A 14,225-nucleotide genomic window follows, 5' to 3' on the forward strand; every position below is an offset into this window, starting at 1 on the left:
AGATAATCCACTTCCTTTATTTGTATTAATTAAGATTTAATTTCGTTCCTTAATCGGGTAAACGAAATTTTGAGATTTAGATTTTTACATATCATTAGATTTTTTGGTCTGCTGGCCATTATATCATTGTTCGTAGGCTGTAATTCCAAAGGGTATCAGAATATGAATGCCCGGTATAATGGATACTTCTATGCCAACCAATATTTAAATGAAGTCAATCAGCAAATTGAAGATTCGTATCAATACAATTACGATCAGATTCTAAAAATCTATCCTGATATAGACTCAAGCACCATCCAGAGCAATAAAGCCAAATTAGACGATGCCTTTAAAAAAGCATCTCAGGTGATTGAATGGTACGGAAGCAGCGATTGGACGGATGATAATTATTTAATAATTGGAAAAATCCGCCACCTTCGAGCCCAATTTCAGTTCGCCATTGAAACCCTTCAATACATCAATCAAACCAGCGAAGACGACCCCACTAGGCATGCCTCATTGATTGCTTTAATGCAAACCTATATGGACGCTGGCGATAAAGAAAAAGCTAAGGAAGTTTCTAATTATTTAGAAACCGAAGAGCTTACAGATGAAAACATGGCCGACTATAAGGTGATGCTCGCTTATTATTATCAGCGCGAAGAAGATTATGAAGCCATGGCTGAAAATCTTAAAGAAGTGGCAGAGGTCATTACTAAAAAAGACACCAAATCGAGGATCAATTTCATTCTTGGACAAATTGAGCAAGAAAAAGGTCAGAATGCCGAAGCTTATCAATACTATAAAGCCTCATTGGCCGGCACCCCTCCATACGACCTTACTTTCCACGCCAAGTTAAACATGCAACAAGTAAGTTCGGTGAATGGCACTTCGGAAGTAGAAAAAGTGAGGAAATTTTATGCCCAGCTTTTAAAAGACGGCAAAAACAAAGAGTACCAAGGCAAGATTTATTATGAAATGGGAGAGTTTGAAAAAAAACAAACTCATTACGATTTGGCCATTGATAATTACCTAAAGGCGGTATCGGTTGAAGAACCTTCGCCCCGACAGAAGTCTCTTTCTTATTTAAGAATTGGTCAACTTTATTTCGATATCTACGAAAAGTTTGAACTCGCCAGCAACTATTACGACAGTGCAGTTTCTATAATTCCCGATGATATTGACGGCTACCCAAGCCATGTAAAAAGAAAAGAAGTACTCACTGATTTTGTAACACAACTCAAAACCATTCAGGTAAACGATAGCTTGCTGTCTTTGGCAGAATTACCCGCTATTTCGCTAGACGCGTTTGTGGACAATTATTTAAACCAACAAGAAAAAGAGGTTAAGGAACGCGAAAAAGAAGAAGCTAGAAACGCGGCTTCCACAGGAGCGGTAATATCTCCCTCTAGCGGAAGTGGTTTTTCTTCCAATGCGCCATCAAGCGAATGGTATTTCTATAATGATGCAGCAGTAGAACTAGGAACAATCGAGTTCCAAAGACGATGGGGCAATAGAAAACTGGAAGATAATTGGAGGCGATCTACAAAAGAGGCGTCTTCCACTACGGAATCATCGACTGAAGAGAATATTACAGACGATGCTACTGACCAACCAGAAGAAGCTGCCCTTGCAGATGAAGGAAGAGCCGCCAAGAAAAAAGAATTACTGGCTACTATTCCTACTACTGCAGAAGCGAAAGAAAAACTTCACCTTGAAATTCAAGAAGCCTACTTTAAGCTTGGGTCGGTTTATAGGTTTGGACTCGAGAAAACGGCCAAAGCTGCCACTACTTATAAAACACTTGTTCAAAAATACCCCAATACTGAATATAAATTAGATGCCCTTTTTGCGCTGTACACCCTTTATCTCGAATCAGACCCAAATCAGGCTCAAACTTATAAGCAGCAAATTATTGATGCTTTCCCTGAATCTTTAATCGCCAAAACACTCATCAACCCAAATTACTTGGCCGAAAAAGAAGCGCGTAACAAGGCATTACAAAAAGTATATGCTTCGGCCTATAGTTCCTATGAAAACGGAGAATACGTAAAAGCTGACCAAATATTAAGAGGCGCGTTGCAATCCTTTGAAGATGTGGATTTTATGCCAACTGTTGAATTGCTGTCGGCCATATTAAAAGGAAAAACTGAAAGCTTGTTTTCTTATGAAGAAGCTTTAAAAGCTTTTGTAGCCAAATATCCTGAGGGTCGTTTGACCAATTATGCAAAAGATCTTTTAATCGCGGTTAACCCAGTTAAGGAAACCATCGTAAGGAGTGAAGATTTTGAATACAGCGAAGATTTCAAACAACTTCACCTTTTGGCAATTGTATATAACAGTGAAGTAACCAAAACAGCTGATTTAAGAACAGCAATCGAAAACTTCAATAAAGAAACTTTCAGTCATTTAAAACTGAGTGTGGGGCAGTTGGCTTTCGATGAAAGTAAAAAATTGGGTATTATCTTCATTAATTCTTTTGAAGACAAAAAAACAGTAGAAGCCTATCATAGGGCATTCAAAAAAGCTTTAGCCGACTTCACAATAGAAGTCGATTCAAATTTTAATAATTTTGCAATATCACGAGATAACTTTCAGATGCTCTTTCAAAGTAAAGAGTTAGAAGCTTACCTCAGATTTCATAATACATTCTATCAATAGACATGGCCAAGGAAGAAAAGAAAGGTGACAAAAAAATACTCAAAAAATTAACGGTACTACTTTGGGTGGGTTTCGTTCTAATTTTTGTGGGCTTCCCTGTGTACATTTGGGCAGTTAGTAGCAATATGAGCAACCTGTTTGGTGAACTTCCTAGCTATAGTCAGTTAGAAAATCCCGAGCAAAACCTCAGCTCATTGCTCTTTAGTGCCGATGACGAAATTCTTGGTGCTTATTATAGAGACAATAGAAAGCCTGTTACCTATGATCAGCTTGGGCCTAACCTAATCAACGCCCTAAAAGCAACAGAAGACATTCGTTTTAATAACCACTCAGGAATTGATTTAAGAAGTATGTTAAGAGCAGCTTTTGGGGTGCTAACTTTTAATCCACAAGGAGGAGGAAGTACCGTAACCCAGCAGTTGGCTAAAAACTTGTTTGATACGCGTGTTATTGAAGAAGACGAAAAAGGAAAGTTAGAAGGCATAAACCGAATGCTAGACCAACTTATATATAAAACTAAGGAATGGATTTTAGCGGTGCGATTGGAGCGATCTTATACAAAAGACGAACTAATGGCCATGTACTTCAACCAGGTAAGTTTCGGAAACAACACATTTGGAATTCAATCTGCAGCAGAAAGCTTCTTTAATAAAAAACCTAAAGAACTTAATGTTGAAGAAGCCGCAGTTTTGGTTGGACTTCAGAAAGCAGTTACGCGTTATAACCCTATAAGAAATCCCGAAAACTCGAAAGCACGAAGAAATGTAGTGTTGAACCAAATGGTGCGATACGGATATCTTGAAAAAGCCGCCTACGATACTTTGGCTCCTCAAGACATTGTACTTGACTATAACGCCCAAGATCAAAACTTTGGACCTGGCCAGTATTTTAGAGCTGAAGTACAGAAAGACCTTATCGTAATTGCCAGAGATTTGGGCTACGACTTATTTGCCGATGGCCTAAAAATTTATACCACTATAGATAGTAGAATGCAGCGCTATGCCGAACAAGCAGTAGACAGTACCATGCGTCAAGTGCAAGCCAATTTCTTCAACTCGTTAAAGGATGGCAATGGAAATATGCGCGAACCATGGATTGATAGTGATGGGCGAGTAATTAAAGATTTTTTACAGGACCAAGTGCTACCTAGAACCGAAAGGTATAGAAGCCTAGAGAAAGAATATGGTAAAGGCTCCGATTCAATAGATTACTATTTGAATAAGAAAGTTCCGATGAAAGTTTTCTCTTGGAAGGGAGAAATTGACACGGTAATGAGCCCAATGGATTCACTCAAATATTATAAACACTTTTTACAAGCAGGCTTCATGGCGGCCGATCCACACAATGGTGAAATTAAAGCTTGGGTCGGAGGCATTGACTATAAGTATTTCAAATTTGACCATGTTAGATTGGGAAAAAGGCAAGCAGGTTCTTTGTTTAAGCCATTCTTATATGCAACAGCCGTTGAAAAAGGCTTTTCTCCATGTTACGAATTTGAAGATCAACCCATAACAATTAAAATCGCTGGGCAAAACTCATGGTCTCCTCAAAACTCTGACAACAAATTTACAGGTGAAAAAATGACCATGAAAACCGCCATGGCAAAATCTGTAAACTCCATTTCTGCACGCGTAATGGACATTGTAAAACCCGATAACGTTTCTAAAATGGCTGGAAGATTAGGGGTTGAATCGAAAATTGACCCATACTATTCTATAGCCTTGGGTACTGTAGATGTTTCGGTAAAAGAAATGGTTTCGGCTTTTGGCACATTTGCCAATAAAGGAACACATATAGAAGCTCATTATGTTACCAAAATTGAAGACCGTTTTGGCAATGTCATTTGGAGCAAAGTGCCTCAAAAGAAAAGAGCGATTAGCGAAGATGTAGCCTATGTAATGCTAAATATGCTTCAAGAAAATACTACAAATGGTTCCGGTATCAGACTTTGGAGTGAATATAAAATCACCAACTTTAACCAAACTGAAAACTCAGTAGGCTCTAAAACAGGCACTACACAAAACGCCTCTGACGGTTGGTTTATGGCAGTAACCAAAGATTTAGTGGCTGGTGCTTGGGTAGGTGGAGATGATCGCGCAATCCATTTTAGAAGCTGGCCTGATGGACAAGGAGCTAGAACAGCCCTTCCAATTGTAGGTCGATTCTTTGAAAAAGTATACAAGGATACTTCCATAAACCTTCAAAAAGGAGTTTTTGAACGCCCAGCAAACCTTCAAATGGAAATTGATTGCCAGAAGTTTCAGGATATACTTGCGCCTCAGGATACCACTTCGGGTTCTACCATATATGATCCAGAAATTTATTAAACTGGTAAATGGAAGCGATACGCTTTTCAACAAAAGACATTTTAAAATTACCCGATAACCCGGGCGTATATCGGTACTACAATGCTGAGGATACGCTAATTTATGTTGGCAAGGCAAAGTCGTTGAAAAAACGTGTGTCGAGTTATTTTAATAAATCGGCACAACACAGCAGAAAGACGACTCGCATGGTGAGCGAAATTGTAAGCATAGAAATCGTACTCGTCAATTCCGAGTTTGATGCCCTGTTGCTAGAAAACAACCTCATCAAGCAGAATCAACCTAAGTACAACATCCTACTCAAGGATGATAAAACCTTTCCGTATCTGTGTGTTTCTAATGAACGGTTTCCTAGAATTTATAGCACACGTAAATTAATTCCTTCTTTAGGAAGATACTTCGGTCCTTTCACCAATGTAAAGGCCATGAATAATGTACTGAAGCTAATTAACTCTTTGTTCACTTTACGCACTTGTCGTTACGACTTGTCGCAAGAAAATATAGCTAAGGGGAAGTTTAAAGTATGTTTAGAATACCATTTAGGCAATTGTAAAGGCCCCTGCGAAGGCTTACAAAGTGAAGAAGACTACCTCAAAGATGTTGATCAAGCACTGAATATTCTAAAAGGAAATTTGGGGCTTCCTAAAAGTTATTTTAAAGAACGAATGCAGGAAGCCGCTGCAGAACTACAGTTTGAAAAGGCGCAAGAGTTTAAAGAGAAGTTGGAGTTATTGGATGACTTCCATTCCAAATCAGTTATTGTAAGCCCCAAGCTTACAGATGTAGATGTATTTACCATTGTATCAGATGAAAAGTATGCTTTCGTGAATTACATCCGCATTAAAAATGGAATGATCAACCTTTCTAAAACCAATGAGATCAAGAAAAAGCTTAACGAAACAGACGAAGAAATTCTTTCGCTGATGATGGTAGATATGCGAGACCGCTACCAAAGCATAACGAAAGAAATTCTGACCAATAAGACAATCGATTTGGGTTCGGAAACCTTCCAACCTGTTGTGCCCCAAATTGGTGACAAACGTAAATTGGTAGAGCTATCATTAAAAAATTCGCTCTTCGCTAAAAAAGAAAAGTATCAGTCGCTGGACAATGTAAAAGACAAGGGCAACCGAGTATTAAAACAATTGCAAATTGACCTTCAGCTAAAGGAACTGCCTGTTCATATTGAATGCTTTGATAACTCAAACATACAAGGAACAAATCCAGTAGCGTCAATGGTCTGTTTCAAAATGGGACGTCCATCTAAGAAAGACTACCGACATTACAAAATTAAGACGGTTATCGGGCCAGATGATTTTGCTTCCATGACAGAAGTAGTAGGCAGAAGGTATAAGCGACTTTTAGAAGAGCAACAGCCCTTACCAAAACTCATTGTTATAGACGGAGGCAAGGGCCAGTTAAGTGCTGCCTGCGATGCCTTGAAAAGTTTGGGGATTTATGGTGAGATCCCGATTATAGGTATTGCGAAAAGGCTTGAAGAAATCTACTTTCCCGAAGATTCCTTCCCACTCCACATTGATAAGAAATCTGAATCGCTGCGGCTTATCCAAAAATTGAGAGATGAAGCCCACCGCTTTGCCATTACTTTCCATCGTGATTTACGAAGCAAAAACAGCTTCAATTTTGAGCTTGAAAATGTAAAGGGAATTGGAAGGTTTACCGTAGACAAACTGCTCAAAGAATTTCGCACCATGAGCAGAATTGAGGCTGCCAGTTTTGATGAACTATCTGCTATTGCAGGAGAGAGTCGAGCGAGAAGAATCCAAAACTTCTTTCAACAAAAAAAGGAGGCATAAGCCTCCTTCCAAATTTATAACTTCAATAACCTTAATTAATATTCCCAGAGGTTATGCATGGTTTCTAATAATTGATATCTGAAATCCCTTGATATCTCCATCAAGTTTCTCTTTCCTGCTGTGATTTGAGCCTCAAAGAATTGCTCCATAGCTGCATCGCTTGGGTTAGAAAACTTAACAATATTTGAACTGAACAATCGCATATCAAAAGCATTGGTTAAGCTAATATCAAAGTTTCGTGGATTTCGTGGATTGAACCAAAAAGCCCTTACGTTCTCCTCTTTATTTGCTACACTCTCACGATAGACTTTGTTCAAATAAGCTACCAAGTCTTTGTATTTAACTCTTACCATCTCCTTTTCAACACCACCAGCAATATCTGCCTGAGCAACAACCTTTACAGATTGTATGTCCCAAATTGGTACAGAACGGTTTCTGTCAAAGATCAAGTCTTCCTCAATTTCCAACATGGCAATTCTATCTTTTGGAATAGAATCTGGAGCAAGTTTCTCACGTGTTTTCTGCTGCACATAGGCATCAGGTTCAACGCCACGAGTTATCGCTTCAGTTTTCCATCGGTCAATCTCATCCAAAGTAGCATCTTCACCTTTTGTACCATCAATGATCACTCTATCGGTATAAGCGTTTCTATCTGATAATAAGTCTGAATCATCAAAACCTTGCGTTAACGGATTGTAAGGAGCAATTCCTTCTCCCTCTGCAGAGTTGTACCAAAGATCAATGCCTTCGAAAATGATTTCAACAATTTTAGAATACCTGGAATTCCAGCCTTCATTTGATTTCTCTCTCAGGTCCATTTTAGACCATACTCGAATGCTGAACATTACGTCCTCACTTCTAATCGGTCTAACGGAGTTGATATTATACCTTCTTGAGTTTTGCACACTATCAATAGGTGCGGTTCCATTGGAGTTGGCTTGGCCAAAACTACTGGCACTCACTAAGAGTAAAAAACAAATTGCTGAGAGAGTTCTCATAATTAATTAATATTTATTTCTTGTCCATCGCTGTATTTCACCACTTCTTTCTGGTTGGCAAAATTCAAACGCGTATATTCTTCTACAATAACTCGCAACCTATCGCCTGCTCTCATTCTAGATTTCAAAGGCGCTAAATCCACATCCGTAGTAGCAGCATCTATATTGATTGTACCGCTCTGGCGATTATTCTGAATCAGCATTACCTTGCCCTTCGAAATAAAGAAGTTAGCATCAGATTTAAAGTTTTTAAGAAAATCTTCATCTGGTTCTAAAATCAGACTAAGCTTATTCGGTATACCATTGTAACCGCTTTCAGCATTGTAATCTTTACCATCCACTTTAACCACAAACTTAGGTCTTGGAATAGATTTTACAGTAAAGCTTACGTTGTCAATAAAGGCTCCGCCACTACTAACGCCAATAGTTACATTTCTAGTACCCGTAGTTGGAATTACTACTACTTCACCCTTTTTAGAACCTGCTCTCTGCTCAGCACCTTTTACCGTAAAAGAAGGGTTATAAGCTGGCCCTAATGAAGGAACGTTGATTTGAAGTACGTTAGCAGAGTTTTGATAAAGATTTTGAATTGCTTCAGCTTTTACCTCAATTACTGGCTTAGCCACCATATACTCGTGCACAATAGGCACTGTTTTGGTTTCACCACCGTCACTATAAGTGATTTCAGCTCTGAAAGTCTGCTTCGATAAGTTATCAACGTAATTGGTTGCTGAAGCTCTAAACTTCACTTTACCTCTACCGTTTTCAACTGTTAATTTTGAACCGTTATAAGTCATAGTAGGCTCCAAAGCTGAGTTAGATGCTGTTAAGAAAAGCTCTGCTTCAAACTCAGTTCCTGCAGTAACCACGTTAGACACAGGTAAAACAGTTCCCGTAATTTGGTCAAAACCTTTAACTGCTGTAGCTCCTACTCTACCTCCTAACAAACCTAATGCCTCTGATTCACGGGCATAAATTTGGTTTTCGTAGAATGTAAGTTGAGCTAAAACAGCTGCCAATGGTGTTTTATAGAAATTCAAATTCGCAAAGTCCTTATCTTTTTCTTCAGGATTGTTCTTATAGAATTCGATTTCACTCGCATCAAGTGCAAGCGATTGCCAATTCTTATTGATACCAATCTGAGATAGAATCGACTTCATCTCATCATTATAAGTATCTAAACGCACCTTTATCTCATCTGCCTTTTTCTGCTCTACTAAGTAGTTAGAAGGCTCCTCGTATTTCTTTAGGGTACTTCTTTCATAAATCGCTTCGGCATCACCACCAGATGATTTAAGACCTACTTCTTGCTTAATACCTGCTAAGTACTCAACAATGTCGGTGGTTTTCTGACGCACCTGCTTTGCAGCATTAACAACAGCCATATCAGTTTCTTTACTTCCCTGATCTTTCGCTGCCTTATCAATACTGGCTAATACTTGAGCATTGCTTGTAGCATAAACTTCGTTTGAAGTTTCCAAGCCTGCTTCCATTAATACAAACTTTTCAAGTACTGTATCTTTAATCTGCAAGGCCAAAAGAGCTGTCAGTACGAGATACATCATACCGATCATCTTCTGCCTTGGGGTTTCTTTACCTCCTGCCATAATAGATCAGTTTAGTTTGATGATTTCATTGCTGACAACATTGCGCCATACACTTTGTTAAGTGAATTCACATTGGTATTCAACTTGCCCATTTGAGCTTTAAACTCCTCTGCTTCTTTAGTTGCGGCAGAAACACCCGCTAAGGCAGTATCAATATTTGCATAGAAGGTTTTGATTGCCTTCACATGTGCTTGTGAATCGTTCAATTCTTCTTTGTAAACCTTGTTCAAAGCATCTAATTGAACAGATGCATTTTGAAGTTGTGCTTGGTATGAACCAGCAGAATTTTTTAGTTGTGCTTGAATTTCGCCAGCTCCTTTTGCTGCATCGGCCATTTGAGCCATAGCAGTTGCCGTAGCAGTTGTGCTCTGGTTAATTTTACCTAAGCTTTCAGAAGCTTTCTTAGCGCTATCTGCATAAGCGTTAGTAGCAGAAACAGCATTCGACATGTCAGACATGTTTTTCGCATTAGCGGCAAGGGCGGTCATTCCTTCTCCGAATTGTTTCAAACTTTCTTTACTTACGGCAGCTTCTTTCAAGATTTTACCGAGGCTCACCTCGTCTTTACTGTTTTCTTGGCTTGGGCTTACTCCAGCAGCGTTTGCCTCATATAATTTTTTAGTGTAATCTGTTGATTTTGGTTCGAAAGCACTGAAAGCAAAAATCAATGCTTCTACGCTCAAACCTGTAATTAGCATTGGAGTTGCACCTGCCCAGCCCTCTAGCTTAAACATTGCTCCCACGATTACTACCGCGGCTCCGAGCCCATAAATCTTTGGCATAATATCGCCATAAAATTTCTCTGAAAATGATTTGTTAGCCATATGTGTATTAAATAAGGTTGAAGTTATTTGGTTTAAATTTGGTTAGTTGTTCATTCCGAAGTCATCACCCGCACGGCCTAGGTAATCCATTGCGCATCTAAAGCCAATACTGGCCGATTCAACATCTTTGTATTCGTAGGTACGTGTTCCTGTTTGCAGGTAATATGAAATATCATTCCAAGCACCACCTCTTACTACTTTTTTGCCGTAATGAGGATTACTTGTTTCGTTGTCTTTATAAAGGAATATTGGGTTCAAATCCCAAACTAACGGGTTGTAGATAGGTGAAAAATCATCTAAACACCATTCGGCTACGTTTCCTGCCATATTATATAGGTTAAAACCATTTGGAAGGAATGAGTTTACTGGAGCCGTGTATGGATAACCGTCATCATCGTAATTACCACGACCAGGCTTGAAGTTGGCTAAGAAACAGCCACTTTTATTTTTTGTATATGGCCCACCCCAAGGATACTTAATGATTTCACGACCACCTCTAGCTGCATATTCCCATTCAGCTTCAGTGGGTAACCTAAAGTTTGGATAACGTGCTTCAACTGGAAGTGTACTCTTAAATGTAGTATTTGTTTGATTTCCTTGGCCTTGCCCCGCTTGAGGCTGCGCACCTAACTGACCTGGGCCGCCTAAGCCTTGAACCCCAGCAGGATCAGCATTTTTATTCTTTTTACCTCCAAAAAGGCCACCGCCACCTGTGCCAAAATAATCGTCTTCACGACCTATGTTCAAGTGTTCGGTTCTCCATTCAGCAAATTTAGCGGCAGATTCCCAGCTAATCCCAACAACAGGGTAATCATCAAAGGCTTGATGACTGAAGTAGTATTGGGTCATTTTATCGCCCATATGATATGCAAACTCCGTATCCCAAACATCTGGGTTTGGCGTTACATCTTGCTTTACTTGCTGTGTCCAGTATTGTTCGTTAGGATCTTGAGAAATGGTATCGATAAAGTTCAAAAATTGACGATACTCATTATTTGTGATTTCTTCCGAATCCATCAGAAAGGAACTGACAGTAATTTGGCGGTTAAAGTTGATTTGAGATGCTGCAACATCTTCATCTGCTTGGCCCATGAAAAATGTTCCTCCAGGAATCTGAACCATACCGTAAGGTGTTTCTTGGTACCAACCTTCTCGGTCAGGCACCCCCATTAATTGCCCTTCAGCATTAAGTTTCTCTACCTTACTCATGCCTCCACCACCGAGAAAGCCCTTAAACATAGAGCAACCCGTAGATAAAGAGACAACCATTAAAATCGCAAACCCAGCGTATATTCTCCTCATTGATAGCTAATTCTTGTTTTTACTTAACTGACCATTAGCGCATGTTATTGCCAATCAACTAAATAAAGCGCGAAAAATAGTATTTTCTATTCATTAATCCAGCCTGTGATCGAAAATTATCGAAATCATAACTTAGGCAAAACGTTTGTTAGTACCTAAACCTTGGAGTTCTTATAATTCTTTGTCCTCCAATCTTTGGAGTAGACTTAAAGTTATAAATTAACATTAACTCCTGTGATGTCGGCTTTTTGCTACTCTGATTTCCTACAACAAAATCAAAGGCATAAGCCAATGTTAAAGAACGATCACTTAAAATCTTATATCCAACTATTAGAGAGGCCGACTCTGATTGTCTGTAAGCCAAACCAGCTCTGAGATTGTTATTGTACTCGCCAATAACGCTCACTTCTACATTGTAAGTATTCAAACTTACCGATTTTAATAAAACAGTTGGTGTGATAGTTATTTGAGGGGTAAATGAGTAATCATAACCCGCTGTCAAATAGTAATGTCGATTTAATTGATTGGAAGTTTGACTTTCTCCAAAGTCAAATTTCGGTTGAAGTAAGTGATTTGTACTCAAACCACCAAAAAAATTTCCTTTTCTGTATACCAGCCCTACTCCTAAATCTGGTCTCATTTGACCTTCTTTTCCGGATGCATTAAAAATGGGGTCAGAGGGGTCTACTACCACTATCTTATCATAATCAATAGAGCTTGAAAATAAACCTACATTTATTCCTACTGTAAGGATTCCACCATTGGGTAAGTTCAAATTTCTGGATAGTGAGGTTTGTACTTGTAGGTTATTAGTAGGGCCCAGTTTGTCGTTACTTAAATATATTCCAAGCCCTGATTTTATTTGAGGCAACCTTGAATTATAGCTTATTAATTGTGTGCTTGGGGCTCCGCCTTGGTTTACAGTACCATCATAACCAAACCATTGGGAGCGATGGATTGCGGTTAAAGTGGTTCCATCAGATGACCCAGCAAAGGCAGGGTTATAATATAATTGATTGAACATGTACTGGGTAAACTGAGCGTCTTGCTGAGCTTTTACCTGAAAAACGGCAGCCAGTAAAAGAACCAATGACAAACTAAAAGTTCTATTCATAATCTCGTAACGACAAATTTAGCCGAATTATTCATTCGGCTCGAATATATTACAAGATAACTGGATTCTTCCCTTAGAGTTAACAATAAATCAATCTATGTTATTTGCCTTTTTTATGTAAAGCTCTAAAGCGCCAGTCATTGAAGGAGCATTCGGCAAAGGTGCCTCAATGTCAATAATTAAACCGGCATCTCTTGATGCTTGAGCAGTTGTTGGGCCAAAAACAGCTATTCTGGTATCGTTTTGCTTAAAATCAGGAAAGTTTACGAACAACGAATTTATTCCACTAGGACTGTAAAACGCTATAATATCGTACAGCACATCGTCCAAATCTGAAAGGTCGCTTGCTACCGTTTCGTAAATAATGGCTTCTGTGAAATGATAGTTGTTTTCTTCTAAAAACACAGGGATGTCTTCCTTACGAATATTGGAGCAAGGAAAAATGTATTTTTCGTTTTTGTGTTTTTTAAGAATCTCTATTAGGTCTTGAGCGGTTCGAGACCCAGTAAAAATCTTTCTTTTTCTAACTACAATATATTTTTGAAGGTAATTAGCTGTTTGTTCTGAAATACAGAAATATTTCATGTCAGCCGGTACTTCTACCTTAAGTTCTTTACAAAGCCTGAAAAAATGATCAACGGCATTTCTGCTTGTGAAAATTACGGCTGTATGCTTTAGTATATCTACCTTCTGCTTTCTGAAATCCTTAACATTAATTGGATCAACCTGAATAAAAGGTCTAAAATCAATCTTGATGTTATACTTATCCGCTAAAACGTAATAAGGTGATTTGTCATCAGATGGCTTTGGTTGAGATACTAGGATGCTCTTTACTTGTTTAAGCCTATCCTCCTGTGTACTATTAGACATAAGTTCCCTACTTCTTCTTCTAGATTTGGCTATTGATTATTAGAACCAGCCCAATTGTGAGTGGGGTCAGTTCTGTGGCGCAAATGTACGAAAATATAAACAACTTGCTATGAGGCCTTTCGTTGAGCATTCTCATGTATATTAAAAACCCCCGATAATAGAAAAAGATTACCATCGCAGCCAATGTAAATTGAATCAAACGTTCTGGAAACACGATTGAAGAAAAGCTTACTAGGGCTAAAAAAAGAAGGACTATCAGAAAAAATACCAGCGAAGCATTCACCATATCTACAAAATGACGAGCGATAGATCCGCGTAAATCAAATAATAATCCGAAACCTAAAATCAACAGAAACTTAACATACACCAATACATTAAGTACTACAAAAAGGCCCAGCCATTGAATAATCGCGAGTCCAAAATGATCGACAACAAGTATTTCAGGCAGGCTATTTTGCTTCCAAAGACCATTGGCAATAAATAAAATTACAAAGGAAAGTGACAGCGAACTTAAGGCTGTAAAGTACAGGTGTTCCGAACTGAATGGCCTCAGGTTGCTGCCCAAATCTTCTCTCACCCTAAATCCAAAGAGTTTATTCGGGGCAATAATACCCGAAAATACTTTGGGGAAAACAGCTCTGGATACGGCATAGGTACAAAGCAAAATAATTGCAATCACAATAAATGCATCTCTGCCTTCTGCCCTAACCAATTGCGTATAGATCATGC

General features: G+C 38.8%; 10 protein-coding genes. 3 read left to right on the forward strand and 7 right to left on the reverse strand.

The features are described 5' to 3' along the window. The first annotated feature begins 126 nt into the window (after positions 1-126). From porW to uvrC, 3 genes are read left to right on the forward strand one after another with little or no spacing between them, the layout of a single operon-like run. Complete coding sequence (porW, locus tag AWW67_RS07455; RefSeq protein WP_446238767.1) at positions 127-2,640, forward strand: type IX secretion system periplasmic lipoprotein PorW/SprE; 2,514 nt, start codon at positions 127-129, stop codon at positions 2,638-2,640. 2 nt (positions 2,641-2,642) lie between these two features. After that, on the forward strand, positions 2,643-4,967 hold the full coding sequence (locus AWW67_RS07460) for a penicillin-binding protein 1A (protein WP_071387074.1): 2,325 nt from the start codon (positions 2,643-2,645) through the stop codon (positions 4,965-4,967). Between the two features lie 8 nt (positions 4,968-4,975). Continuing rightward, positions 4,976-6,781, forward strand: a complete 1,806-nt coding sequence (gene uvrC, locus AWW67_RS07465) for an excinuclease ABC subunit UvrC (protein ID WP_062300899.1) — start codon at positions 4,976-4,978, stop codon at positions 6,779-6,781. A 35-nt stretch (positions 6,782-6,816) separates the two neighbouring features. On the opposite strand, the gene AWW67_RS07470 is transcribed toward uvrC, so the two are convergent. From AWW67_RS07470 to AWW67_RS07500, 7 genes are all read right to left on the reverse strand, one after another. Further along, positions 6,817-7,779, reverse strand: coding sequence for a hypothetical protein (locus tag AWW67_RS07470; protein ID WP_141655399.1), 963 nt, complete (start codon positions 7,777-7,779; stop codon positions 6,817-6,819). A 2-nt stretch (positions 7,780-7,781) separates the two neighbouring features. Continuing rightward, entirely contained in the window at positions 7,782-9,386 is a 1,605-nt protein-coding gene (gene porM, locus AWW67_RS07475; protein ID WP_062300900.1) for a type IX secretion system motor protein PorM/GldM, read from the reverse strand. An 11-nt stretch (positions 9,387-9,397) separates the two neighbouring features. Next, positions 9,398-10,210, reverse strand: a complete 813-nt coding sequence (gene porL, locus AWW67_RS07480) for a type IX secretion system motor protein PorL/GldL (RefSeq protein ID WP_053222337.1) — start codon at positions 10,208-10,210, stop codon at positions 9,398-9,400. Between the two features lie 42 nt (positions 10,211-10,252). Then, positions 10,253-11,512 (reverse strand): SUMF1/EgtB/PvdO family nonheme iron enzyme, encoded by a 1,260-nt coding sequence (locus tag AWW67_RS07485; protein WP_053222338.1) that lies wholly within the window; start codon positions 11,510-11,512, stop codon positions 10,253-10,255. Positions 11,513-11,660: 148 nt separating this feature from the next. Continuing rightward, on the reverse strand, positions 11,661-12,626 hold the full coding sequence (locus tag AWW67_RS07490; RefSeq protein ID WP_062300902.1) for a PorP/SprF family type IX secretion system membrane protein: 966 nt from the start codon (positions 12,624-12,626) through the stop codon (positions 11,661-11,663). Between the two features lie 90 nt (positions 12,627-12,716). Continuing rightward, a complete protein-coding gene (locus AWW67_RS07495; RefSeq protein ID WP_053222340.1) occupies positions 12,717-13,496 on the reverse strand; it encodes a uroporphyrinogen-III synthase in 780 nt (259 codons plus the stop codon). A gap of 19 nt (positions 13,497-13,515) precedes the next feature. Next, complete coding sequence (locus AWW67_RS07500; protein ID WP_062300903.1) at positions 13,516-14,223, reverse strand: DUF4271 domain-containing protein; 708 nt, start codon at positions 14,221-14,223, stop codon at positions 13,516-13,518. Between the last annotated feature and the right edge of the window lie 2 nt (positions 14,224-14,225).

The organism is Roseivirga seohaensis (genome assembly GCF_001592945.1).
GTDB classification, from domain to species: Bacteria; Bacteroidota; Bacteroidia; order Cytophagales; family Cyclobacteriaceae; genus Roseivirga; species Roseivirga seohaensis.